General features: G+C 65.2%; 23 protein-coding genes. 7 read left to right on the top strand and 16 right to left on the bottom strand.

Translation table 11 applies throughout. The features are described from left to right. Positions 1-256 precede the first annotated feature (256 nt). A complete protein-coding gene (gene uvrB / locus J7548_RS17350) occupies positions 257-2,338 on the top strand; it encodes an excinuclease ABC subunit UvrB (protein ID WP_290976911.1) in 2,082 nt (693 codons plus the stop codon). 80 nt (positions 2,339-2,418) lie between these two features. Next, positions 2,419-3,219: a uracil-DNA glycosylase gene (locus J7548_RS17345; protein WP_290976909.1), complete on the top strand. Its 801-nt coding sequence runs from the start codon at positions 2,419-2,421 to the stop codon at positions 3,217-3,219. A 50-nt stretch (positions 3,220-3,269) separates the two neighbouring features. On the opposite strand, the gene J7548_RS17340 is transcribed toward J7548_RS17345, so the two are convergent. Together J7548_RS17340 and J7548_RS17335 are read right to left on the bottom strand one after the other, a co-directional pair. Beyond that, positions 3,270-5,276: a methyl-accepting chemotaxis protein gene (locus J7548_RS17340; RefSeq protein WP_290976907.1), complete on the bottom strand. Its 2,007-nt coding sequence runs from the start codon at positions 5,274-5,276 to the stop codon at positions 3,270-3,272. Between the two features lie 535 nt (positions 5,277-5,811). Further along, positions 5,812-6,066, bottom strand: coding sequence for a hypothetical protein (locus J7548_RS17335; RefSeq protein ID WP_290976905.1), 255 nt, complete (start codon positions 6,064-6,066; stop codon positions 5,812-5,814). A 103-nt stretch (positions 6,067-6,169) separates the two neighbouring features. Between J7548_RS17335 and J7548_RS17330 the strand changes: the two genes are divergently transcribed. Further along, positions 6,170-7,108: a LysR substrate-binding domain-containing protein gene (locus J7548_RS17330; RefSeq protein WP_290976903.1), complete on the top strand. Its 939-nt coding sequence runs from the start codon at positions 6,170-6,172 to the stop codon at positions 7,106-7,108. A 40-nt stretch (positions 7,109-7,148) separates the two neighbouring features. On the opposite strand, the gene J7548_RS17325 is transcribed toward J7548_RS17330, so the two are convergent. The 5 genes from J7548_RS17325 to J7548_RS17305 all read right to left on the bottom strand — a co-directional run bounded on the left by J7548_RS17325 (position 7,149) and on the right by J7548_RS17305 (position 10,368). Next, positions 7,149-7,466 carry a putative quinol monooxygenase gene (locus tag J7548_RS17325; RefSeq protein ID WP_290976900.1) on the bottom strand — a complete coding sequence of 106 codons (318 nt, stop codon included), beginning with the start codon at positions 7,464-7,466 and terminating at the stop codon, positions 7,149-7,151. A gap of 70 nt (positions 7,467-7,536) precedes the next feature. Further along, positions 7,537-8,463: a metal ABC transporter substrate-binding protein gene (locus J7548_RS17320; protein ID WP_290976897.1), complete on the bottom strand. Its 927-nt coding sequence runs from the start codon at positions 8,461-8,463 to the stop codon at positions 7,537-7,539. A gap of 27 nt (positions 8,464-8,490) precedes the next feature. Further along, a complete protein-coding gene (locus J7548_RS17315) occupies positions 8,491-9,381 on the bottom strand; it encodes a metal ABC transporter permease (protein ID WP_290976895.1) in 891 nt (296 codons plus the stop codon). Further along, on the bottom strand, positions 9,378-10,235 hold the full coding sequence (locus tag J7548_RS17310) for a metal ABC transporter ATP-binding protein (protein WP_290976892.1): 858 nt from the start codon (positions 10,233-10,235) through the stop codon (positions 9,378-9,380). Before J7548_RS17310 ends, J7548_RS17315 begins: the two co-directional genes overlap by 4 nt. 1 nt (position 10,236) lies before the next feature. Next, positions 10,237-10,368: a hypothetical protein gene (locus tag J7548_RS17305; RefSeq protein ID WP_290976890.1), complete on the bottom strand. Its 132-nt coding sequence runs from the start codon at positions 10,366-10,368 to the stop codon at positions 10,237-10,239. Between the two features lie 236 nt (positions 10,369-10,604). On the opposite strand from J7548_RS17305, the gene J7548_RS17300 reads away from it, so the two are divergent. From J7548_RS17300 to J7548_RS17285, 4 genes are all read left to right on the top strand, one after another. Further along, positions 10,605-11,192 (top strand): DUF2796 domain-containing protein, encoded by a 588-nt coding sequence (locus tag J7548_RS17300; protein ID WP_290976887.1) that lies wholly within the window; start codon positions 10,605-10,607, stop codon positions 11,190-11,192. A 79-nt stretch (positions 11,193-11,271) separates the two neighbouring features. Further along, a complete protein-coding gene (locus tag J7548_RS17295) occupies positions 11,272-11,991 on the top strand; it encodes an ABC transporter ATP-binding protein (protein WP_290976885.1) in 720 nt (239 codons plus the stop codon). Beyond that, complete coding sequence (locus J7548_RS17290) at positions 11,988-13,256, top strand: ABC transporter permease (protein WP_290976882.1); 1,269 nt, start codon at positions 11,988-11,990, stop codon at positions 13,254-13,256. The genes J7548_RS17295 and J7548_RS17290 overlap by 4 nt, the downstream gene beginning before the upstream one ends. Before the next feature lie 13 nt (positions 13,257-13,269). Then, positions 13,270-14,040 (top strand): DUF3299 domain-containing protein, encoded by a 771-nt coding sequence (locus J7548_RS17285; RefSeq protein ID WP_290976879.1) that lies wholly within the window; start codon positions 13,270-13,272, stop codon positions 14,038-14,040. A 1,113-nt stretch (positions 14,041-15,153) separates the two neighbouring features. Here the strand turns inward: J7548_RS17285 and J7548_RS17280 are convergent. The 9 genes from J7548_RS17280 to J7548_RS17240 form a co-directional block, all read right to left on the bottom strand. Next, a complete protein-coding gene (locus J7548_RS17280; RefSeq protein WP_290976877.1) occupies positions 15,154-15,822 on the bottom strand; it encodes a DUF2026 family protein in 669 nt (222 codons plus the stop codon). A gap of 259 nt (positions 15,823-16,081) precedes the next feature. Then, positions 16,082-16,402 carry a hypothetical protein gene (locus J7548_RS17275; RefSeq protein WP_290976874.1) on the bottom strand — a complete coding sequence of 107 codons (321 nt, stop codon included), beginning with the start codon at positions 16,400-16,402 and terminating at the stop codon, positions 16,082-16,084. A gap of 87 nt (positions 16,403-16,489) precedes the next feature. Beyond that, positions 16,490-16,738: a hypothetical protein gene (locus J7548_RS17270; RefSeq protein ID WP_290976872.1), complete on the bottom strand. Its 249-nt coding sequence runs from the start codon at positions 16,736-16,738 to the stop codon at positions 16,490-16,492. A 45-nt stretch (positions 16,739-16,783) separates the two neighbouring features. Beyond that, positions 16,784-17,986, bottom strand: a complete 1,203-nt coding sequence (locus J7548_RS17265) for a M20 aminoacylase family protein (protein ID WP_290976870.1) — start codon at positions 17,984-17,986, stop codon at positions 16,784-16,786. 39 nt (positions 17,987-18,025) lie between these two features. Continuing rightward, on the bottom strand, positions 18,026-19,435 hold the full coding sequence (locus tag J7548_RS17260) for a M20 family metallopeptidase (RefSeq protein WP_290976867.1): 1,410 nt from the start codon (positions 19,433-19,435) through the stop codon (positions 18,026-18,028). Between the two features lie 115 nt (positions 19,436-19,550). After that, positions 19,551-20,414, bottom strand: a complete 864-nt coding sequence (locus tag J7548_RS17255) for an ATP-binding cassette domain-containing protein (RefSeq protein ID WP_290976864.1) — start codon at positions 20,412-20,414, stop codon at positions 19,551-19,553. Further along, complete coding sequence (locus J7548_RS17250) at positions 20,411-21,421, bottom strand: ABC transporter ATP-binding protein (protein ID WP_290976861.1); 1,011 nt, start codon at positions 21,419-21,421, stop codon at positions 20,411-20,413. Before J7548_RS17250 ends, J7548_RS17255 begins: the two co-directional genes overlap by 4 nt. A 19-nt stretch (positions 21,422-21,440) precedes the next feature. Then, positions 21,441-22,358, bottom strand: coding sequence for an ABC transporter permease (locus tag J7548_RS17245; RefSeq protein ID WP_290976858.1), 918 nt, complete (start codon positions 22,356-22,358; stop codon positions 21,441-21,443). A 27-nt stretch (positions 22,359-22,385) separates the two neighbouring features. Then, positions 22,386-23,303 (bottom strand): ABC transporter permease, encoded by a 918-nt coding sequence (locus J7548_RS17240; protein ID WP_290976855.1) that lies wholly within the window; start codon positions 23,301-23,303, stop codon positions 22,386-22,388. Positions 23,304-23,357 lie beyond the last annotated feature (54 nt).

The raw sequence follows: 23,357 nt of genomic DNA, 5'->3' as shown, positions 1-23,357 counted from the left end.
TAGCTGCAACGGAGCGCTGCAGGAATGGATGGATGCATGGCCTAGGCTGCCAGCCCTGCACCGATTTGCAACATCGCATTCTAGCAAATGTCGATGCCCAATCACAGATACAGGCAGGCGTAAAACCAGGCCGAATCTGCATGCGCCCATGCGGAAATGACATAGCCGCCGGCATTGCCGGCCCGCAACGCCCTGTTTCCGGCACGCCGCCGCCCCGAAACAGGCAAACCTCAACCGAAGCGGGTTACCGACCACCATGGCTGAACTGACAACGATTACCCCCGAACTCGACGACAGCAAGTTCGTCACCTTCCCCGATTCGCCCTACAAGCTCTACCAGGTGTTCCCGCCGGCCGGCGACCAGCCCGCCGCGATCGACAAGCTGGTGGAAGGCATCAACGACGGCCTGTTCTTCCAGACCCTGCTGGGGGTGACCGGCTCCGGCAAGACCTACACCATGGCCAACACCATCGCCCGCCTGGGCCGGCCGGCCATCGTGTTCGCTCCCAACAAGACGCTGGCGGCGCAGCTCTACAGCGAATTCCGCGAGTTCTTCCCGCACAACGCGGTCGAATACTTCGTCAGCTACTACGACTACTACCAGCCGGAAGCCTACGTCCCGCAGCGCGACCTGTTCATCGAGAAGGATTCCTCGATCAACGAGCACATTGAGCAGATGCGCCTGTCCTGCACCAAGTCGCTGATGGAGCGGCGCGACGTGGTGATCGTGGCGACCGTCTCGGCCATCTACGGTATCGGTAATCCCAACGAATACCACCAGATGATCCTGACCCTGCGCGCCAAGGACAAGGTAGCCCAGCGCGACGTCATCGCGCGCCTGATCCAGATGCAGTACAAGCGCAACGAGACCGACTTCGGCCGCGGCACTTTCCGCGTGCGCGGCGACACCATCGACGTGTTCCCGGCCGAGCATGCCGAACTGGCGGTGCGCATCGAGATGTTCGACGACGAGATCGACAGCCTGCAGCTGTTCGACCCGCTGACCGGCCGCGTGCGCCAGAAGATCCCGCGCTTCACCATCTACCCCGGCTCGCACTACGTGACGCCGCGCTCGACCGTGCTGCGCGCCATCGAGACCATCAAGGAAGAACTGCGCGAGCGGCTGGAATTCTTCCGCAAGGAAAACAAGCTGATCGAGGAACAGCGGCTGGAACAGCGCACCCGCTTCGACCTCGAGATGATGACCGAGATCGGCTTCACCAAGGGCATCGAGAACTACTCGCGCCACCTCTCCGGCGGCAAGCCGGGCGACCCGCCGCCGACGCTGGTGGATTACCTGCCGCCGGACGCGGTGATGTTCCTGGACGAGTCGCACGTGCTGATCGGCCAGTTGAACGGCATGTACAACGGCGACCGCGCGCGCAAGGTGAACCTGGTGGACTACGGATTCCGCCTGCCTTCGGCGCTGGACAACCGGCCGCTGAAATTCGACGAGTTCGAAAAGAAGATGCGCCAGACCGTGTTCGTCTCGGCCACCCCGGCCGAGTACGAGAACAGCCACGCCGACCAGGTGGTGGAACAGGTGGTGCGCCCGACCGGCCTGGTCGACCCGGTGATCGCGGTGCGCCCGGCCACCACCCAGGTCGACGACCTGATGCAGGAAATCACCGACCGCATCGCCCGCGACGAGCGTGTGCTGGTGACCACGCTGACCAAGCGCATGGCCGAGCAGCTGACCGAATTCCTGTCCGACAACGGCATCAAGGTGCGCTACCTGCACAGCGACATCGACACGGTGGAACGTGTGGAGATCATCCGCGACCTGCGCCTGGGCACCTTCGACGTGCTGGTCGGCATCAACCTGCTGCGCGAGGGCCTGGACATCCCCGAAGTGTCGCTGGTAGCGATCCTGGACGCCGACAAGGAAGGCTTCCTGCGCTCCGAGCGCAGCCTGATCCAGACCATCGGCCGCGCCGCCCGCAATCTGAACGGCATGGCGATCCTGTACGGCGACAAGGTCACCGACTCGATGCACAAGGCGATCAGCGAAACCGAGCGCCGGCGCGCCAAGCAGCTGGCCTTCAACGAAGCCAACGGCATCGTGCCGACCGGCATCAAGAAGGAAATCCGCGAACTGATCGACGGCGTGTTCAACCCGTCGGAAGCGCGCGCCGAGCTGATGGTCGCGCAGGAGCAGAAGAACTACGAGGCCATGAGCGAAAAGCAGATCAGCAAGGAGATCAAGCGCCTGGAGAAACAGATGCAGGAGCACGCCAAGAACCTGGAGTTCGAAAAGGCGGCGGCCGCGCGCGACCAGTTGCACCTGCTGAAGCAGCAATTGTTCGGGGCGCCGGGGAGCGATACGGCTGCGGCTTGAGTCGTTGCGCCGGAGGCGTGCCGGCAATACCGTTATAAAATGCGGCCACTTTCCAAAAGCGGCCGCATAAATTACTTGTCATGACTACGCCTTCAAACGCCCTTCCCCCCGTCTTGCTGGATTTGATCCAAAGCGCCGATCCCTCCTGGCACGCCGCACTGCGGGCAGGACTGGAAGCGATCGCCAAAGCCGACCCGGCGTATCTGGCCGTACTGGCGCAAGACAACTACCTGCCCACCGAAGGCCGCCTGTTCGCCGCGTTCAAGCAAGCGATGGACAAGGTTCGCTACGTGCTGGTCGGCGAAGGCCCCTACCCGCGCGCGGCCAGCGCCACCGGCGTGTGTTTCATGGACGGCGCGGTGGGTTCATTGTGGTCGGACAAGGGCTTGTCCAAGCAGGTCAATCGCGCCACCTCGCTGCGCAACTTCATGAAGATGCTGCTGGTGGCGGACGGCAGCCTGCAGGCCGGCAATACCAGCGGCGACGCGCTGGCCGGCATTTCCGCCCGGGCCCAGGCCGATGCGCAAGGCACGGTCCAGACCCTGGCCGACCTGCAAGCCAACCTGGAAGCGCAAGGCTTCCTGCTGCTCAACGCCAGCCTGGTGTTCCGCGAACACGTGGCGCCGGTCAAGGATGCCCGCGCCTGGAAACCCTTCTTCGAAACCGTGCTGCGCGCCCTCGCGGAGCATGCGGCGGCCCGCGGCGCAACGCCGCCGATGCTGGTCCTGTGGGGGAAAATCGCCGAGCAGCTGGATAGCCTGCCGCTGGCCAGGGCCTTCCCGCGCGCGGTGGCGGAACACCCCTACAACCTGAGCTTCATCGAACACGGCGGCATGCAGCAATTGTTCGGCGGCATGCGCTTGCTGACGAAACAAGCCTGAAGACATGAAAGCAGGCATCCGCGCATCATGCGATGCGCGGATGCGAAACCTCAGAACTCTTCCCAGTCGCCGCCGTCATCCGACTTGGGCTTCGACACGGCCGCCGGCGCTGGCGCAGGCTTGGGTGCGGGCGCCTTGGCCGTGGCGGGCAAGGCCGCCGCAGGTTTGGCAACGGCCGGCTTCTTCGCCGCCGGAGCCAGGGCCGGCGCTGCCGCGGCATGTACCGGCGCCGCCGGGCGCGGCAACGGCGCGGCGGCGTGCCGCGGCTCGCTGTCATCCAGCTTGAATCCCGCCACCACATCGGCCAGGTGTGCCGCCTGCTCCTGCAAGGACTGGGCAGCCGCGGCGGCCTGCTCCACCAGCGCCGCATTTTGCTGGGTGGCCTCGTCCATCTGCGTGACCGCGCGGCCGATCTCGGCGATGCCCGAACTCTGTTCCTGGCTGGCGGCGCTGATTTCGCCGACGATATCGGTCACCCGGCGCACGCTGGCCACCACTTCGGTCATGGTGCTGCCGGCCTGCTGCACCAGTTCGCTGCCGGCTTCCACCTTCTGCACGGAATCGTCGATCAGGCCCTTGATCTCCTTGGCGGCGGTTGCGCTGCGCTGGGCCAGCGAGCGCACTTCGGAAGCCACTACCGCGAAGCCGCGTCCCTGTTCGCCGGCGCGCGCGGCTTCCACCGCCGCGTTCAGCGCCAGGATGTTGGTCTGGAAGGCGATACCGTCGATCACGCTGATGATGTCGACGATCTTGCGCGAAGATTCGTTGATCGAGCTCATCGTATCGACCACCTGCCCCACCACCTGGCCGCCCTGCACCGCCACTTCCGAGGCCGATACCGCCAGCTGGTTGGCCTGGCGCGCGTTGTCGGCGTTCTGCTTGACGGTGGAGGTCAGTTCTTCCATCGCCGAGGCGGTCTCTTCGAGCGATCCGGCCTGCTGCTCGGTACGGCCGGAAAGATCCAGGTTGCCGGTGGCGATCTCGCTGGACGAAGTCTTGACCGATTCGCTGGCGCGGCGGATTTCCAGCAGGGTTTTCGAAATCTTGTCGGCGAAACTGTTGAACGCACTCGAGATCTGCGACAGCTCGTCGCGCCCTTGCGTGTCCAGGCGGCGTGTCAGGTCGCCCTCGCCGGAAGCGATGTCTTCCATCGCATCGCGCACCACGCCCAGCCGGCGCAACAGGGCGGTGATGGTCAGCGTCAGCAGCACCGCCGCGACCACGATGGCCAATACCGCCAGCACCGCCGACAAGGTCATCAGCGAGCGGATCGAATGGGTCGCCTCGGCGTAGTCGAGCGCCACCGCCAACGACCAGTCGGTGCCCTCGATCGGCTGCACGAACAGCAGGTACCTGGTGCCGCCGATGACGGCCTCGCCGCCCTGGTGCATGGAGGCCAGCGACTGCGCGCTCAGGTTCTGGTCGAGCGCGGATACCGGCTTCAAGGCCAGTTCCTTGTTGGGATGGGTGACGATCACGCCGTCCTTGCCGACGATGAAGGCGAAGCTGCCCGGCGTGGGCTTGATGCCGGCGACGTTGCGCACCACGTTATCGAGCTGCACGTCGGAACCAACCACCGCCTGCAAATTGTCCTTGCCGCCCACCGGTTCGGCGAAAGTCACCACCAGCTTGCCGGTGGTGGCATCCACATACGGAGCGGTCAGCACCGGTTTGCCGGCGTTCGCCGCAGCCTGGTACCAGGGGCGGGCAGTCGGGTCATAGCCGGGCGGCATCGGATGCAGCGACAGCATGCGCTTGTCGGGATAGCCGATGTAGGCATCGTCGAAGGAGCCGGCCTCCATCGCCGCCGCCACGATGGGCAGCACGTCGCTCTGCTTGAGCGCCTGTTTCATGGAAGCGGTGATGGTGCGCTTGCTGCGCACCCAGTCGGCGATATTGGCCGCGTTGCTGCCGGTCAGCTGGGCAGTCTGGGCCTGCAATGCCTCCAACGTGTCGCGCCGCACGGTAAAGATGTTGGCGGCGGAAAGGATGATCATGGCGGCCGCCACGATCAGGACGCAAATCACGATCAAACGCGCGCGTAAGGACGACAGCATGGTTTTCCCCTTGGGTGATGGCACAAACAATGTAATTAACAGGAACGTCGAACGCTGCTGCCGGCACCCGTGCGCAGCGCCCGCCCTTCCGCTAGGCGGGCCATGCGGCGACACTGCCCGACTCCCCTCGGCAACATCGGCCGCGCACGGCTATTCGTTCTCTGCAGATCAATATAGCAGCGCCTCTTTTCATTGTCATTTCGAACAGAGGTTGCGCCGCAACAACCGTCATACGGGAATATGGGTTTCAAAAATGAAAAACCCCGCATCAGCGGGGTCATGGCGGAATTTGCGGTACAGCCCCGGGGGCTGCCTGCGCCTGGCATCTGCAGGTCTGGACGGGACATCGTCAGGTCCGTCCGCGGCTCCGACGATTACGCTATCGAAGGATCGGAGCCGGTCTCTTTATTTACTATGATGTCGCGACTCGCCGAGTCGGACAACTTGCTTCAATGGCTTGCGGCTTCATGCCTGGCTTGCCGGCCTCGACGGCGCGGCCTTACATCTTGCCCCTGCGGGCGGCTTGGATCAGATATCAGATCTGCGACTGCAGCTTCCAGACGGCTTGCATATGGCCGTTTTCGAGTTGGCGCAGGCGGTTTTCCAGTTCCACGTGGTCTTCCACGCCGGCAAAGCTGTCGGCATCATACAGTTCGGAGGCATCGTTGCGCACCGGCTTCAAGGCATGGGCGGCGGCGATACGCTGGACGACGAACTTGGCCAGTTCGGCCAGGGCGCGCAAATTGTTAGAAAAACCGGCATCTTTTACAAATATACTCACGGTAGACATGATCTTCACTCACTGTTAAACGTTTCGGTGATTGAAGAATAAGGTCGCCATACGCTTTTGCAAAGCAACATTTTCCGACACCAATATAAGTTTTTCTAACACCATGTCCTCTTCCCTGCCCCCGCTCAAGACCCTCAAAGTGTTCGAAGCGGCAGTCCGGACGCGGAGTCTGACGCTGGCGGCCCAGGAGTTGTTCATCACCCACAGCGCTGTCAGCCAGCAGATCAAGACCCTGGAGGAGTACTTCGGCCAACCGTTGTTTTTACGCCAGTCGCGTGGCGTGGAGCCAACAGAAGCGGCGCTGGCCTTCTACGGCGAGGTCAAGGCCAGCCTGGACCGCATCGCGCTGGCGGCCGAGCAGCTGACGCTGGCCGGCAAGAGCCGCGTGGTGCGCCTGATCGCCGCGCCTTCGGTAGCGATGCGCTGGCTGATCCCGCGCCTGTCGCAGTTCCAGATCGACAACCCGCGCATCGAGGTGCGCGTGGCCACCACCATGTCGGAACATTTCGAAGACGTGAAGGACCCGTTCGACGTGATCATCTGGCGCAGCCCGCTGGAACGCAGCGGCTATGAATGCGTGCGCTTCCTGGACGATGTCTCGGCGCCGCTGGCCTCGCCGCACTTCCTCGAGCTGCATCCGGTCAGGACGCCGCGCGACCTGGTGGAAATGCCGCTGATCCACCTTTCCAGCCGTTCGCTGGCCTGGTCGCAATGGCTAGGCAAGGCCGGCGTGGCGGTGCGCAAGAAGATGCCGGGCACGGTCTATGAACACTTCTTCCTCAGCCTGCAGGCGGCCGCCACCGATCTCGGCGTGGCCATGGGCACGCTGGCCCTGGTCGACGACGACCTGGCGCACGGGCGCCTGGTGCAACTGTTTCCGGAAGTGGTGCTGCATGGGGAGGGATTCCACATGATGTACCGCAGCGCCGCCGACTCCAATCCGGCGCTCAAGACCTTCATCACATGGCTGACGCAGATGGGGCAGGCTTCCGCCTACGATGCGCAGCGTACGCATCCGGCGGATTTCCCCGGCGAGCATTGAAACCCCGCGGCCCCGGCCGGGGCCGGCGGGGCGGCCGCACTCAGTCGGCCGACTTCAGCACGTGCACGGAACGGCTGGCGATCAGGTCCTTGGCCTTTTCGCGGTAGTCGATCATGTGCGGCAGCGTGAAGTGCAGGCGCAGCGCATCTTCGCTGGCCCATTTCTCGATGAAGGCGAAGGTATCGGGTCCCAGCGGCGCCTGGTTGGGGCCGAAACCGTCCACATCGACCGTCAGGCCGTATTCGATGCAACCCTCTTCCGCGCGCACGGCGGCGAGGTTGGCGCGGCCCAGCGCCAGCAACTCTTCGCGCTTGCCGGGCTTGGCGGTGATGATGGCCACGACGGTGATGGTGCTCATGCTTGTCTTCTCCTGATGAGGGGTAAATGGAGCCGACAGCATACGCGATTTGTCCTCAAGCCGTCCGCGCTCAGTTCAGGCGGATCTTCTCCAGCAGTTGCCCGATGTTGTAGCGCATCAGCGCCAGATAATCCGGCGCCGGCCCGCCGGCCCTGGACAAGGCATCGGCATACAGCTTGCCTCCGGGCGTGACGCCCGTTTCGCGCGCGATCTGCTGCAGCAGTTTCGGGTTGCTCATGTTCTCGAAAAACAGGGCCTTGATCTTCTCGGCGCGGATCTGGCGGATCAGCGCCGCCACTTCCCGGGCGCTGGGCTCGCTGTCGGTGGACACGCCCTGCGCGGCCAGGAAGCGCACCTTGTAGTGCGCGCCGAAGTATTCGAACGCATCGTGCGAGGTGATCACACGGCGCTTGGCCTCGGGAATCTGCGCGAACTGCTGGATGGCCCAGCGGTCCAGTTCCTGCAGCTTGCCGACATAGGCCTCGCCGTTCTTGCGGTAGGCGGCGGCGCCGGCGGGATCCAGCCTGGCTAGCGCGGCGACGATGTTGCGCGTGTAGACGATCACGTTCTGCGGATCCTGCCAGGCGTGCGGGTCGTCCTTGCCGTGGTGATGCCCGTCGTCGTGTCCGTCATGCTCATCTTCGCCGGCCAGCTCGCGGCTATGGATGCCGGCCGAGGCGGTGACGATGGCGCCGCGGTAATTGGCCGACTGCGCCAGGCGCTCCATCCAGCCCTCGAAACCGAGACCGTTGACCACTACCAGCTTGGCGCGCGACAGCGCCTTGATGTCGTCCGGCGCCGGCTGGAACACGTGGGCGTCCTCGTCCGGGCCGACCAGCGTGGTGACGGCGATGCGGTCGCCGCCTACATTGGCGACGATATCGCCCAGGATGCTGAAGCTGGCCACCACCGGAATACGCCCGGCAGCGGCCGCCGGCAGGCTGGAGACCAGCGCCAGCGCGGCCAGCAGAATGGAAAAGGGACGAAGGATGCGCATACGGACTCCGGAAAACACAGACAAAAATCAGCCCCGCAGGTGCGGGCGCTTGAGCAGTCGCGGCAGCCAGCCGCGCGGCGCGAACAGCAGCGAAAGCGCGTACAGGGCGCCGGCGCAGACGATGATCACCGGGCCGGACGGCACCGAGGCGTAATACGAAATCAGCAGCCCGGCATAGCCGGCCGCCACCGCCTGCAGCACGCTGTTGCACAGTTGCGCCGGCAAGGTGTCGTGCCACAGCCGCGCCGACACCGCCGGCAGCATCATCAGGCCGACCGCCATCAGCGTGCCCATCGTCTGGAACGAGGCCACCAGGTTCATCACCACCAGCATCAGGAAGGCCTGCTGGTACAGCTCGCCGGCGCGCCCGTTGCCGCGCCCGACCGACATGTAGCCGGGATCGAAACTCTCCAGCAGCAGGCCGCGGTAGAGCGCGGCGATCGCCAGAACGCTGGCGCTGGCGACGCCGGCGATGAGCAGCAGGCCCTGGCTGTCCACGCCCAGCACGTTGCCGAACAGGATGTGCAGCAGGTCGAGCTGGGTGCCGTGGCGCGAGATCAGGATCACGCCCAGCGCCAGCGCCACCACGTAGATGGCAGCCAGGCTGGCGTCTTCCTTGATCTCGGTATGGCGGCTGATCCAGCCGGCCATCGCCACCACCAGCACGCCGGCGGCGAAGCCGCCGATCGACAGCGCCGGCAGCGACAGCCCGAAGAAGATGAAACCCACCGCCACGCCCGGCAGCACCGCATGGCTCAGGGCCTCGCCGAACAGGCTCATGCGCCGCAGCGTCAGAAGCACGCCCAGCGGCGCGCTGCCCAGCGCCAGCGCGAACGCCGCCACCAGCGCGCGGCGCATGAAAGAGAATTCCTGGAAAGGTTCGATGGCGAATTGATGGAAAGCCGACCACATCGTCATTGCAGGCCGCCCTTTCCGGTCGCGCCATGATGATGATCGTGATGGCTGTCGTGTCCATGCCCATCATGCCCATGATCGTGATCGTGCGATTGGACGCGCGACAAGGCCAGCAAGTCGTCCTCCCGGACTTCGCATACCGGCGCGTGCTCGTCCACCGCCTCGGCCATGGCGCGGGCGCGCACCAGGTTGTCGTCGCACAACACCTCTTCGGTATCGCCCCAGGCCACCACGTTGCGCGCCAGCAGCAGCGTCTGCGGGAAGGAGCGCCGCACCTGGTCGTAGTCGTGCAGCACGGCGATCACCGTGCGCCGCTCCGCATGCCAGGAGGCGATGATGCGCAGCAGGTCGCTGGTGGTGCGGGTATCGATGGCGTTGAACGGTTCGTCCAGCAGGATCACCTCGGCATCCTGCAGCAGGATGCGGGCGAACAGCACGCGCTGGAACTGCCCCACCGACAAGCTGGAAACGGCGCGCGAGGCGAAACCATCCAGCCCCACCGCCGCCAGCGCCTGGCGCGCACGGGCCGCCATGCCGGCGTCGATGCCGCCCCAGTTGCCCTTGCCCGGCCAGTAACCCAGCAGCACGCAATCCAGCACCGAGATCGGAAAGCTGCGGTCGATCTCGGCCTGCTGCGGCAGGTAGGCGATGCGGCGCGCATCCACATGCGTGACGACCCGGCCGCCGTTGCAGCGGACCAGGCCCAGCATGCTTTTGAGCAAGGTGCTCTTGCCGGCGCCGTTGGGGCCCACCACCGCGGTCAGCGAACCGCGCGCGAAGACGCCGCTGACGTGGTGCAAAGCCGGATGCCGCCGGTAGCTGACGGTCAGGTTTTCAAGAGAAATGGCAGCCGTCATGTCAGCCCTCGCCCAATGCCCACGACACGCCCAGCCACAGCAGCAGGCAGACCGGAAGCACCGCCAGCACGCGCAGCCACCATGGGCTGGCGAGCACGCCTTGCTTCATCAACAAACGAGAGAGAACCGACACGGCAGACAACCTGACCAAGAAGGATGCAACGCGGCCGGCATCCCCGGGAAGTACGGCTTCCGGGAGGATCGCAACCGAGTTGCAAAAAATGGGAAAGCACGAATTATAATGCAACCCTGTTGCAGAATGTAACAAGACTGAATTTTTCCGTCGGCCAGGCTCAAAATGCTGAGCCAGACCAGCGCCCTTGCCAAGCCGGCAAGCCGCCGAAGTCCCAACACCAACGAAAGACTCCCATGCCCCGCCTGCCCTTCGCCGCTTCCATCCTTGCCGCCACGCTGCTAAGCCTGCCCGCCCTCGCCGCCGACAGCCACGACCACCACGGCAACCATCCGGCCCATGAACACGGCGTGGGCAAGCTGGATGTGGCGCTGGAAGGCAATACCCTGACGCTGCACCTGGATACGCCGCTGATCAACCTGGTCGGCTTCGAACATGCCGCCACCTCGGCCCGCGACAAGCAAACCGTGCAGGCGATGGCCAAGACGCTGCGCGATGTCGGCGCCATGTTCGCCACCGACGCCGCCGCCCAATGCAAGCCGGCCGAGATCCAGCTGGAATCGGCCGTGCTGCCGCCGGCCCTGCTGGGAGAAAAAGCCGCATCCGGCGCTGCCGAGGCCACCGCCTCCAACGACGGCCATGCCGACCTCGATGGCGACTTCGCGCTGGTCTGCGCCAGCCCCGGCATGCTCAACACCGTGGACGTCGGCGGCCTGCTGCGCGCATTCCCGGGCTTCCAGCGTATCGACGTCCAGTTGGCCACGCCCAAGAAACAAGCCGCATTTCAACTGACGCCAGGCAATACCGCCATCCCTCTCAATTGATCCGCGCCACGAAGTCAGGCCATTGACAGCGGGTCGGCGTATCATCGCGCCAGCCCGCTCCAGCATCTCCCCTGTTGACATGACCCAGCCGCAACCCGCCATCCACCTGCGCAACCTCAGCTTCACCTGGCCCGGCCAGCCGCATCCCGCGCTGGCACTGGACGAATTGCGGGTGGCCGCGCGCGAGCACCTGTTCATCAGCGGTCCCAGCGGCAGCGGCAAGAGCACGCTGCTGGCGACCATCGGCGGCATCATCGCGCCGCAGGCCGGCAGCGTGGAAGTGCTGGGGCAGGCGTTGCAAGGCTTGCCCGCCGCGCGGCGCGACCGTTTCCGGGTGGACCATATCGGCTTCATCTTCCAGCAGTTCAACCTGCTGCCTTATCTCTCCGTTACCGACAACGTGCTTTTGCCCTGCCAGTTCTCGCCCTACCGCAAGGAACGCGCCTTGCAGCAAGGCGGCAGCTTGCCGGAGGCCGCCCAGGCGCTGCTGGCGGCGCTGGACCTGGCGCCCGCCTTGTGGGCGCGCCCGGTGACCCAGTTGTCGATCGGCCAGCAGCAGCGGGTGGCGGCGGCGCGCGCGCTGATCGGCCGCCCCGAGATCATCGTCGCCGACGAGCCGACCTCGGCGCTGGACAGCGACCGCCAGCAAGCCTTCCTCGACCTGCTGCAGCGCGAATGCGGCCACGGCGAATCGGCGCTGGTGTTCGTCAGCCACGACCAGCGCCTGGCCGCACGCTTCCACCGGCGCATCGCGCTGGAGCAGCTCAACCGCGCCGCCGATATCGGAGCCGCCGCATGAAGACGCTGCTGCGCCTGGCCATGCACAGCGCATGGAACCGCCGTTTCACGCTGGGCCTGATGCTGCTGGCCATCGCCCTCTCCACCACCATGCTGCTGGGCATCGAACGCGTGCGCCATGAAGTGCGCGCCGGCTTTTCGCAATCGGTGTCGGGCACCGACCTGGTGGTGGGCGCCCGCACCAGCCCGATCCAGCTGATGCTGTACGCGATCTTCCGCATCGGCGGCGCCACCAACAACATGGGCTGGGACAGCGCCCAGACGCTGGCGCGCAACCCGGCCGTGGCCTGGACCATCCCGATCTCGCTGGGCGACTCGCACCGCGGCTTCCCGGTGCTGGCCACCAATGGCGACTACTTCCGCCACTTCCATTACGGCGATGGCAAAGCCTTGCAACTGGCGCAGGGCCGTCCCTTCGCCGACGTCTTCGAGACCGTGCTCGGCGCCGAAGTCGCCGCCAGGCTGCACTACAAGCTGGGCGACCATATCGTGCTGGCGCACGGCATGGGCAACGCCCACCTGGCCCAGCATGCCGACAAGCCCTTCGTGGTGACCGGCATCCTGGCGCGCACCGGCACCCCGGTCGACCGCACCGTGCACATCGGGCTGGATGCGATGGAAGCCATCCACCTCGACTGGGAAGGCGGCGCGCCGCTGCCCGGCCTGCACATCGCGCCGGCGCTGGTGAAGAAGTTCGACCTCACGCCCAAGAGCATCACGGCGGTGCTGGTCGGCCTCAAGAACCGCGCGCGCGTATTCGCCGTGCAGCGCGACATCACCGACGGCGAAGGCTACAAGGAACCGCTGATGGCGGTGCTGCCCGGCGTCGCGCTGGACCAGTTGTGGGACGTGGTCGGCATCGGCGAAAACGCGCTGCTGGTGGTGTCCGGCATGGTGGTGGTGGTCGGCCTGGCCGGTCTGGTGGCGGCGATCCTCGCCAGCCTGGGCGAACGCCGCCGCGAACTGGCGATCCTGCGTTCGGTCGGCGCGCGCCCCTGGGATATTTTCCTGCTGCTGTCGATCGAAGGCTTAGGCGTGATGCTGGCCGGCGTCGTCTCGGGCGTGCTGTTGCTGACTGTCCTGCTGCTGGCGCTGGGGCCGACGCTGGCGGCGCAATTCGGTATCGCGCTGCAGCCGGCATGGCCTGCGGCCGGCGAATTACAATTGCTGCTCTGGACGGTGGCCGCCGGTTTCGCGGCCAGCCTGCTGCCGGGCCTGCGCGCCTACAAACTCAGCCTGTCCGACGGCCTGACGCCAAGAATCTGATCGACCGACACCTATGAAATCTCTCTACTGGATAGGCGGCATCGCCGCCGCCGGCCTGCTGATCGGCACCGGCGTACGCCTGGCCGCGCACTCCGGCGACGAAGCGCCCGCCGCGCCTGCTGCCGCTGCCACGGCGCCACAACCCGCAGGCGGCCCGCTGGCCGGCGCGGTGCCCGCCGTCACCGCGCGCGCCGATGCCGGCAGTACCGTGGCCGGCGTGGCTGCCGCAAGCAACGGCCAATACCAGGTCGGCGACCACCTCAGGCAAAGTCCCGCCGTCACCGACCAGCCATACAAAGCCTCCGGCAAGGTGGTCGACGGCTACCGCGAAATCGCCTGGGAAAGCCTGATCCCCAAGGACTGGGATGCGATGGCGCCGTTCAAGGGCCTCAAGCTGGACCAGCTGGACGACAACGACCCGCGCGCCGATGCCGCCTTGTGGAAGGCCAAGAAGTACTGGAAGGACGCGCCGGTCGATCCGTCCATGCAAGGCGCGGCTGTGCGCCTGCCCGGCTTCGTCGTATCGCTCGACCGCGAAGGCGAGGCGCTCAAGGAGTTCCTGCTGGTGCCCTATTTCGGCGCCTGCATCCACGTGCCGCCGCCGCCGGCCAACCAGATCATCCACGTCAGCAGCAGCAAGGCCGTCAAGAACGTGCGCACCATGGATGCGGTGTGGATCAGCGGCGTGCTCAAGGTCGAGCGCTCCGACTCGTCGATGGGTTCCGCCGGCTACAGCATGACGGCCGTGAAGGTCGAGCCATATACCGCGCCCGATAATGGCTGAGCACGGCCTGGCCACTTATGCACAGATTTTGGGTACAAGCCTGTGGATATGGTTTTGAAAAACCACCTAAACCATTGAAATAAAAAGAAATTCCATTGCCGTTGCATTGTGGAGCATGCAACGGCGGCGCCTCCCTCAAGCTCCCACTCCGCAATCGCATGCGCCAGCCGCAATCCCTTTTCCGGCAAGGCTTTCTGCTCATCGCCGAGAACTGGTGGACAAGTTCTCCACAAGCTCTCCGTCCCCCACTGGAATACGGCTTATCCCCAAGGCGCCGCTTGTGCACAAGCGGCGCGCTTATCCACACATTTTGGTGGCAAGCCTGTGGAAAACCCTTGGGCAAGCAGGCTAAGCCATTGATCTGAAAGACATTTCCATTTCCGTAGCAAAGCGCGGCAAAACCGTGCCCTGCGCTGCCGCCCGACCGGCCCGCGAAGATATCCACACTTTTTGGGAGTAAGCCTGTGGAAAAGATTTTGACAAGCGACTCAAGTCATTGAAAAGAAAAGGTATTCCATTTCCGGTGCAACTTTGTGCCAAGGCCGGGCAATGCGGAGAAAGGGAGGGAAAACAGGCAGAGGGATCGGAGCGTCACCCGCCCACAGCCCACGACAAGACCGTGGACGGGTGTGGACGCACCCCGCGCCGCGTGACCGGATCAGGCTTGCGCCTGCCGGGAAGGGAGGATCGCGGCTTCCAATACGTGTGCGTACTGCCGGGTTACAACGCCACTTCCGGCATTGGCGTGAAGCGCTAACAGCAGAAATCGAATCCGGTGGCGGGTAGAACAACCCGCAGAAAAAAATAGCCTGCGATGCGCTCGCATCGCAGGCGAAACATCTGCAACAGGTACAGAGGAGACGGACTGGAGTGTAGCGGCGGCTTGTGACATGGAAATGACATCGCGCCGCGGTGAAACCGGGTGCGATTATTTTTTGCCGCCGCGGCGGCATGTCATGCTGCCGTAACACATACCGGTTATCGTGGCGTCTCTAGTGCGGTACATGCAACCGATATGCATGATCGCATGGTGTGTTGGACACTCGTCCAGCACACCCTCCTCCGGAGGCCTGCCCTCCACACCCGATATCTCCCCAGGTTTTCAGGCAACGCTTACCAGACGCCGTCGACGGCCACCGGATTGAGCTTGATGCGCGAGACTTCGCCATCGCCGCCTTGCAGCGCCAGGTTGTCCGGCATCGCCTTGGGCGGCTTGCGGTACCACTCCAGGCACACTTGCGACAAGTTGGTCAGCGCTTTCTTGGCCATGAACTGCTGCAGCAGCTCGCGCGTCAGTTCCAGGTTGGAGGACAGGAAGAAATCGCCCGGCGCCGCCAGCGCGGTCGCCGATGCGCTCATGCGTCCCAGGTCCTTCTGGAACATGCGGCGCGGCACCGGTACCGCATGGCCTGCCGCGGCGAGCAGTTCCTGGAATACCGGCGCCATGAAATCGATTGCGTAGCCATCGCATTGCACCCAGGCGTGGAATGCGTCATGGTTGCTCGAGACGGCCCGGGCGTCGTCGTCCAGCACGCCGAAGGACAGCGCGCCGCCGCCCTCCTGGTTGATCAGGTAGAACGCCGCGCCTGCGACCGGAAACGCATTGCGTTTATAGAACTTCTTGAGCACTTGTGCCGCGGTGACGCTGAAGAAAAAACTGGCGGCCGGAATATCCGCCTCGACGCTTTGCAGCACGGAATGCACGACGCGGAAGATACGCTGATAGTCGGCCAACGGGATCAGCGGGCGCAGGTTCTGCGCGGAAGGATGTGAGTTTTGCATGCCGCTATTTTCTCACGGAAAAGAACGGGCAAGCCGCTGGCTGCCCCCGGGAGTGCGACTGCACACTCCCGCTGCGTGACGCGCCTTGGTACTGCCATGCAGCTTCACGACTTGCCGTTCCACCCTCAAGACACTGCTTTACTGCAACTGCACTTGCTCACCCGTGCTACTGACTGCGGGTACTGCCACTACACTTGCCACTTGCTGCTACTGCTGCCGCAAACATTGTTGCGGCATTCCCCCTCTGCTACTCCCCCCCTCAAGATTCTTCCTTATTCTGCCCCTGCAAAAAGCAGGAACAGTTCAGGGGATGATGTTGCGCGCAATGGCGCAACGACTGGCCGACATCCATCTCCGAAAACGCCCACATGGGATCGGCGCCGGCTTCCTGGAACAACAGGGAGGAAGCCGCCTGCTCCTCGCCGCGCTTGCCTGCATCCGCATCATCCAGCGCCATTTCCAGGCGGCCCCATTCGCGGTCGGCCGTCACGAACAGGTACATCAGCACGGTGCAAAACAGCAGGTAGCTGATGAACATCAGCGTGACCTCACCGGGTACGGTTTCAGCGATTGCATACATGACGGCCTCCCATCGACATTCATTCGCAAGAGATCCATATGGCAATCCGGCATTCGCACTTCGAAATCCGGAGATACGGACCGCGTTTCATTGATGTTCATGGTAGGCATTCCCCGCCCCGGCAACCATCGGGGAATTCCTGAATCTGCGCAGGGCGTATGGCATGCGCGCCACATAGGGAAAAACCTGAGAACGGGCGCGAAGAAGGAGCAAAAAAGAAAACCCGCCAGGCTTGCGCGTGGCGGGTTCAAACTCAATGTCCAAGTCCATGAGGTATTGAGGAGACGGGACAACTATATCGAAGCCGCCTGCCGCACGGAACGAAGCATTCGTCATGCGCTTATGCGCCGACGGCATAAGCGGCGGCAGCTTGACGGGAATTCAGCCCGGCCCGGCCGCCAGCCAGCGCTCCACCAGGCGGGTCCAATACGCGGCGCCGACCGGAATGTTCTCGTCGTTGAAATCATAGTGCGCGTTATGCAGCATCGGCTGTCCCTGGCCGTTCCCTACCCGCAGGAAGCAACCGGGGCGCTGTTGCAGGAAGTAGGCGAAATCCTCGCTGCCGGCAATCGGGCCGAACGGCGCGATCACATTCTCTTCGCCTACCAGCTCGACGGCCACGCTGCGCGCGAACTCGGTCTCGGCGTCGCTGTTGACCAGCACCGGATAGCCGCGCAGGTACTCGATCTCGGCGCGCGCGCCATAACTGCCGGCATGCGCCTCGGCCAGCGCGCGGATGCGCGTTTCCAGCAGTTCGCGCACTTCAGGCTTGAAGGAGCGCACGCTGAGTTCCATGGTCGCGTACTCCGGGATCACGTTGGAGGCGTTGCCGGCATGCAGCGCGCCGACGGTGACCACCGCCGTTTCCATCGGATCGACATTGCGCGAGACCACCGTCTGCAACGCCATCACCAGGCTGGCCGCCGCCACCACCGGATCGACCGACAGATGCGGGCGCGCCGCGTGGCTTCCCTTCCCGACGATCCTGATCTTGACCGTATCGCAGGCCGCCATGAACGGGCCGCTGCGAAACATGAAGGTGCCGGCCGCCACGCCCGGATGGTTGTGGATGCCGAACACCGCATCGCAGGGAAAGCGTTCGAACAGGCGGTCTTCCAGCATCTTCTGGGCGCCGCTGTCGAAACCCGCCTCCTCGGCCGGCTGGAAAATCAGGTGCAGCGTGCCGTCGAAATTGCGCGTGCGCGCCAGATGGCGCGCCGCCCCCAGCAGCATGGCGGTATGGCCGTCGTGGCCGCAGGCATGCATGGCGCCGTGGTGGCGGCTGGCATACGCAAGTCCCGTCTGTTCGACGATGGGCAAGGCATCCATGTCCGCCCGCAAGCCGATGCTGCGCGGGCTCGCGCCCACGCGCAGCGTGCCCACCAGGCCGTTGCCGCCGATGTTGCGCGTGACCGCGTAACCCCACTCTTCCAGCCGCGCCGCCACCAGCGCCGCGGTATCCGCCTCCTGGAAGGAAAGTTCGGGATGCTGGTGCAGATGGCGGCGGATGCCGACGATGTCTTCCCTGATGTCGTCCAGGTCATCGACCCGGCAATAGGCCTTGGTGGCAGTGGCGTCAGTCAATCTCATTCTCCGATGAATACAAAGGCAACAAAGACAAAGTCATGCTGCCGCGCGGCGCGCCATGACTTGCGTGCCTTGCTCCGCCAGATCCCAGAACAGCCCCGCCATCACCTGCAGCGACTCGCGCGATACGCTGGCCAGTATATGCTCGTTGGGCGCGTGCTGCGAGCAGGCCGGATAGGAGTGCGGCACCCACAGCGTAGGCAGGCCCAACGTCTCGGAGAACACGTCGTTGGGCAGCGAGCCGCCCAGGTTGGGCAACAGCGTCGGCTTCTTGCCGCTGGTCTCCTGCATCGAGGCCAGGCCCCAGCGCACCCATTCGTCGTCCGGATCCAGCCGCGTGGCGGCGAACTGCACGCCCGACAGCGTCACCTCGACGTCGTCGTAGCCGTGCGCATCGAGATGGGCGCGGATGTTGGCGATGAAGTTGCCGTCATCGCTGCCGACCACGAAGCGGATCTGGCAATGCGCGCTGGCGTGGCCGGGAATGGCGTTGACCGGTGCTTCCGGATTGCCGGTCTTGAAGGCCAGCACTTCCAGCGTGTTCCAGCCGAACACGCGCTCGGCCGGCGTCAGGCCGGGTTCGCCCCACTCAGCGTCGACCTCGGGATCGGTCGCCCCGCCGCCCACCTTCACATCGGCCAGCGCGTCGCGCACGCTTTGCGGCAGCGAAGCCGGCAGCAGGCTGGGCACGCGGATGCGGCCGCGGCCGTCGACCAGGCAGGCGATCGCATTGGCCAGGCGCACGCCGGGATTGCGCAGCAGCCCGCCCCAGTTGCCGGAATGGTGGCCGCCGTCGCGCAGGTTGATCTTGAGATCGAAATTGCAGCCGCCGCGCGAGCCGAGGAACATGGTCGGCGTCGGCGCGTTCACGCGCGGGCCGTCGGAGGCGATGAAGACGTCCGACTTCAAGCGTTGCGCATACTGCTTGCACACCGCGTTCAGGCCGGGCGATCCGGTCTCTTCGCCCATCTCCAGGATCAGCTTGACGTTGTAGCCGAGCTTGCCGCCGCGCGCCTTGATCACCTGCTCCAGCGCCACCAGGTTGATCGTATGCTGGGCCTTGTTGTCGGCGGTGCCGCGGCCGTACCAGCGGTCGCCGTCGACCACGATCCGCCACGGCGAGAGACCCTCGCGCCATTGCTTGTCGTAGCCGCGCACCACGTCGCCGTGGCCGTAGGTCAGCAGCGTGAAGGCAGCGCCCTGTTCCATGCGCTCGGCGATCAGGAAGGGACTACCGCCGGGCAGCGGGTTCTCGATGATTTCGCTGGTGAAACCCAGGCCGGCCAGATAAGGAGCGATTTCCTGCGTCAGGTAGTCGTACAGGATCGGGCGGCTGGCCGGCTCCTGGCTCTCGGTGCGGATGGCCACGCGGCGCTGCATCGTCTCCATGAAGCGTCCGTCGTCGAAATAGGCCTCTACGCCGGCGATGGCTTGTGCTCTGCTCATGCTGCTTCTCCTCTGTTCAAACGCGTTTCGTCAAAAATCGGAATGCGACCGCCCCTGCCGGCTTCGGCGTCCCTGCTTCATCGGGGCGGGTCTTACGGGTCTTACGTGCCGTACTTCATGCCGCAGCCAGCTCCGGCAACCCGCGCCCCGGCTCGGGCGTGAGCGCCGAAGCCAGCAGCATGCGGGTATAGGGATGCTGGGGATCGCTGAAAATCTTCTCGCGCGACTGCAGCTCGACGATGCTGCCCTTGTTCATCACCGCCACCCGGTCCACCAGGTGCTCCACCACGCCCAGGTCGTGGCTGATGAACAGGTAGGTCAGGCCGAATTCGGCCTTCAGGTCCAGCAGCAGGTTCAGGATCTGCGCCTGCACCGACACGTCCAGCGCCGAGGTCGGCTCGTCGCAGATCAGGACGTCGGGACGCAGGATCAGCGCCCGTGCGATCGCCACGCGCTGGCGCTGGCCGCCGGAAAGCTGGTTCGGATACTGGCCGTAGGTGCGCTCGGGCATGCCGACCAGGTCGAGGATCTGGCGCACCATCCGGTCGCGCTCGGCGGCGTTGCCGATGCGGTGGATCTGCAGCGGCAGGCCGACGATCTCGGCCACGGTCTTGCGCGGGTTCAGCGAGGAATACGGATCCTGGAAGATCGGCTGGATATGGCGCGCATGTTCCTTGCGCTGGCCGGGGTCGACCTCGCGGCCGTTGAACAGCACATTGCCCGAACTGGGCTCCAGCAGGCCCAGCAGCATCTTGGCCAGCGTGCTCTTGCCGCAGCCGGACTCGCCCACCAGGCCCAGCGTCTCGCCGCGGTACAGGCGCAGCGAAACGTCGTTGACCGCGCGGATCTCTCCCGGCTCCCGGAACATGCCGCGCTTGAGGCGATACACCTTGGACAGCGTGCACAGTTCCAGCGCGATGTCCCCCTGTGGCGCTTCAGGCGGCGCCAGCCGCAGTTTTTCCATATCGTCCATGTTCATGCCAACGCCTCCATGCGTTCGGTGAGCGGCGCTGCATCCAGCTTGTGGCAGCGGGCCAGATGCGGGCCGGCGGCGCCGCCCCGGTCGGCCATCGGCGGCTCGGCCTCGCACCCCTCGTCGGCCAGCGCGCAGCGGTTGCGGAAGGCGCAGCCGGAAACCTTGCCGACCAGGCTGGGCACCACGCCCGGAATGGCCTGCAGGCGGCTTCCCGGCAAGGTCTTGCCGCGCACCGGGATGCAGTTGAGCAAGCCGCGCGTATAGGGATGGCGCGGCGCGGCGAACAATTGGCCGACATCGGCGGTTTCCACCACCTGCCCGGCATACATCACCGCCACACGGTCGGCGATGCGCGAGACCACGCCCAAGTCATGGGTGATGAAGATGACGGCGGTGCCGAACTCCCGCTGCAGCTCGCGGATCATGCGCAGGATCTGCGCCTGGATGGTGACGTCCAGCGCGGTGGTCGGCTCGTCGGCGATGATCAGGTCGGGGCCGCACATGAGCGACATGGCGATCATCACGCGCTGGCGCAGGCCGCCGGAGAGCTGGTGCGGATACTGGCGCAACCGGTCCTCGGCATTGGCGATGCCGGTGCGGTGCAGCAGGTAGATGGCCCGCTCGCGTGCCTCGGCGCGGGTCACGCCGGGCTGCTGCAGCATCGCCTCGCACAATTGGTTGCCCAGCGTGTAGGCGGGATTGAGCGAAGTCATCGGCTCCTGGAAAATCATCGACATGCGCGTGCCACGCAGCCGCATCAACTGCTTCTCGGACATGCCGTTGAGATCGGCGCCATCGAACAGGATATGGTCGGCGCCGCACTTCGCCTTGCGCGGCAACAGGCCCATCAGCGCCAGCGACGTCATCGACTTGCCGCAGCCGGACTCGCCCACCAGGCACAGCATCTCGCCGCGCCTGACCTGGAAGTCGATGCCGCGCACCGCATGCAGCATACCGTTGTCGGTGGGCAGGTCCACCTTCAGGTTTTTCACATCGAGCAGTACGCTCATGGTGCTCTCCTCGTTTCGCTCAGTTGCGGCCATCGGGCGCATTGACGTCGCGGATGCCGTCGCCCACCAGGTTGATGGCCAGCACCAGCACCGCCAGCGCCAGGCCCGGGATGACGATCACCCAGGGCTTGAAAAACATGTAGGACTTGCCTTCGGACACCATCAGCCCCCACGACGGCGTCGGCGGCTGCACGCCCAGGCCGAGGAAGGACAGCGTGGCCTCCAGCAGGATCGCGTGGGCCATCTCCAGCGTCGCCACCACGATCAGCGCGCCCATGATGTTGGGCAGGATCTCGCGCACCAGGATGTAGGGCGTGGAGGCGCCGATGGACTTGGCGGCGGCGATGAATTCGGCGTCGCGGATCTGCTGCGTGGCCGAGCGCGTCACCACGGCGAAGCGGTCCCACAGCAACAGCCCCAGCAGCACGATCACCACATTGAGCGAACCGCCCACCAGCGAAGCCATCGCCAGCGCCACCAGCACCACCGGCATGGCCAGGCGGGTGGTGATCAGGTAGCTGATGACGGCGTCGGTGCGCCCGCCGAAGTAGCCGGCCAGCACGCCCAGCGTGGTGCCGATCAGGCCCGAGATGAGCGCGGCGGCGAGGCCGATGGTCAGCGACACGCGGGCGCCGTAGATCAGGCGCGAGAGATAGTCGCGCCCCAGCTTGTCGGTGCCGAGGATGTGTTCCCAACTGCCCTGGGCGTTCCACACCGGCGGGATCAGGCGCGCCGAGACGTCCTGGTTGAACGGGTCGTGCGGCGCCAGGAGCGGCGCGAAAATCGCCGCCAGCACGATCAGCGCCAGCACGGCCGAACCCAGCACCAGGCCGCGGTGGCCGAGCAGGCGGTTGAGCTTGCGGCGCCAGGCCGGCGCCGGCTTGACGGCGACCTGCAGCAGCGCGCCCGGCTGCAAGGTAGGGGAAGTAAGGTTCATGTCTGTTCCCTGCGGATTAACGGGTACTTAACGGGTACGGATGCGCGGATCGAGCAGCGCATTGATGACGTCGGCCAGGAAGGTCAGGCCGATGTAGAACATGGCGATGATCAGCACCACCGCCTGCACCACCGGATAGTCGTTGCGCGAGATGGCGTCCCAGGCCAGCTGGCCCAGGCCCTGCATCGAATACACCGACTCGATCACCACCGAGCCGCCCAGCATGAAGCCCAGCTCCACCGCCGCCAGCGCCACTACCGGGATCACCGCGTTGCGCAGCGCGTGCTTGAACACCACCTTCGATTTCGACAGGCCCTTGGCGCGCGCGGTGCGGATGTAGTCCGAGCCCAGCACCTCCAGCATGCCGGCGCGGGTCAGGCGCATCATCGCCGGCATCGCGTAGTAGCCCAGCGCCACGGCCGGCAGGATGAAGTTCTGCCAGCTCTCGTTGCCCGCCACCGGCAGCCAGTGCAGCGTGACGGCGAACACCAGGATCAGCGTCAGGCCGAACCAGAAACTGGGCATGGCCTGCCCCACCACCGCCACCAGCAGCGCGGCGCGGTCCAGCCAGGTGTCGCGGTAGATGGCGGCCAGCACGCCCAGCGGAATGGCGGTCAGGATCGCCAGCAGCAAGGCGCTGCCGCCCAGCTTGAAGGTGATCGGCAGGCGCTCGGCGATCATCTCCATCACCGAACCCTGGAAGTAGAAGGAATTGCCGAAGTCCAGGCGCACGGCCTTGCCCAGCCACTCGAAGTATTGCGTGGCCACCGGACGGTCCAGCCCGAACTGCGTGCGCACCGCCTCCACCTGGGCCGCCGTGGCTTCGGGACCGGCGATCGAGACGGCGAGGTCGCCCGACATGTGCAGCAGCGAGAAGCTGACCACGGAAACCGTCAGCGCCACGCACAGGGCGATGGCCAGACGGCGCAGGATGTAGATCAACATGGCGGCCTTTCCTCTTTGGGTTGGCGGGGCGGCGGGTCAATGGCGCCGGGCAGT

The organism is Herbaspirillum sp. (genome assembly GCF_017744395.1).
In the GTDB taxonomy this organism is placed as follows: domain Bacteria; phylum Pseudomonadota; class Gammaproteobacteria; order Burkholderiales; family Burkholderiaceae_D; genus Herbaspirillum.
Note: the sequence above shows the minus strand (reverse complement) of the source record. Positions and strands in the feature narration are given on the sequence as shown.

Bases quoted from the DNA above. Each gene is read 5' to 3' on its own strand.
- J7548_RS17315 (WP_290976895.1), bottom strand. From the start codon at position 9,381: ATGACGATGTGGTCGGCTTTCCATCAATTCGCCATCGAACCTTTCCAG.
- J7548_RS17280 (WP_290976877.1), bottom strand. From the start codon at position 15,822: ATGCAAAACTCACATCCTTCCGCGCAGAACCTGCGCCCGCTGATCCCG.
- J7548_RS17250 (WP_290976861.1), bottom strand. From the start codon at position 21,421: ATGAGCGTACTGCTCGATGTGAAAAACCTGAAGGTGGACCTGCCCACC.
- J7548_RS17245 (WP_290976858.1), bottom strand. From the start codon at position 22,358: ATGAACCTTACTTCCCCTACCTTGCAGCCGGGCGCGCTGCTGCAGGTC.
- J7548_RS17240 (WP_290976855.1), bottom strand. From the start codon at position 23,303: ATGTTGATCTACATCCTGCGCCGTCTGGCCATCGCCCTGTGCGTGGCG.
- J7548_RS17290 (WP_290976882.1), top strand. From the start codon at position 11,988: ATGAAGACGCTGCTGCGCCTGGCCATGCACAGCGCATGGAACCGCCGT.
- J7548_RS17340 (WP_290976907.1), bottom strand. From the start codon at position 5,276: ATGCTGTCGTCCTTACGCGCGCGTTTGATCGTGATTTGCGTCCTGATC.
- J7548_RS17330 (WP_290976903.1), top strand. From the start codon at position 6,170: ATGTCCTCTTCCCTGCCCCCGCTCAAGACCCTCAAAGTGTTCGAAGCG.
- J7548_RS17310 (WP_290976892.1), bottom strand. From the start codon at position 10,235: ATGACGGCTGCCATTTCTCTTGAAAACCTGACCGTCAGCTACCGGCGG.
- J7548_RS17335 (WP_290976905.1), bottom strand. From the start codon at position 6,066: ATGTCTACCGTGAGTATATTTGTAAAAGATGCCGGTTTTTCTAACAAT.
- J7548_RS17325 (WP_290976900.1), bottom strand. From the start codon at position 7,466: ATGAGCACCATCACCGTCGTGGCCATCATCACCGCCAAGCCCGGCAAG.
- J7548_RS17295 (WP_290976885.1), top strand. From the start codon at position 11,272: ATGACCCAGCCGCAACCCGCCATCCACCTGCGCAACCTCAGCTTCACC.
- J7548_RS17255 (WP_290976864.1), bottom strand. From the start codon at position 20,414: ATGAACATGGACGATATGGAAAAACTGCGGCTGGCGCCGCCTGAAGCG.
- J7548_RS17320 (WP_290976897.1), bottom strand. From the start codon at position 8,463: ATGCGCATCCTTCGTCCCTTTTCCATTCTGCTGGCCGCGCTGGCGCTG.
- J7548_RS17270 (WP_290976872.1), bottom strand. From the start codon at position 16,738: ATGACGAATGCTTCGTTCCGTGCGGCAGGCGGCTTCGATATAGTTGTC.
- J7548_RS17260 (WP_290976867.1), bottom strand. From the start codon at position 19,435: ATGAGCAGAGCACAAGCCATCGCCGGCGTAGAGGCCTATTTCGACGAC.
- J7548_RS17300 (WP_290976887.1), top strand. From the start codon at position 10,605: ATGCCCCGCCTGCCCTTCGCCGCTTCCATCCTTGCCGCCACGCTGCTA.
- J7548_RS17285 (WP_290976879.1), top strand. From the start codon at position 13,270: ATGAAATCTCTCTACTGGATAGGCGGCATCGCCGCCGCCGGCCTGCTG.
- J7548_RS17345 (WP_290976909.1), top strand. From the start codon at position 2,419: ATGACTACGCCTTCAAACGCCCTTCCCCCCGTCTTGCTGGATTTGATC.
- J7548_RS17275 (WP_290976874.1), bottom strand. From the start codon at position 16,402: ATGTATGCAATCGCTGAAACCGTACCCGGTGAGGTCACGCTGATGTTC.
- uvrB (WP_290976911.1), top strand. From the start codon at position 257: ATGGCTGAACTGACAACGATTACCCCCGAACTCGACGACAGCAAGTTC.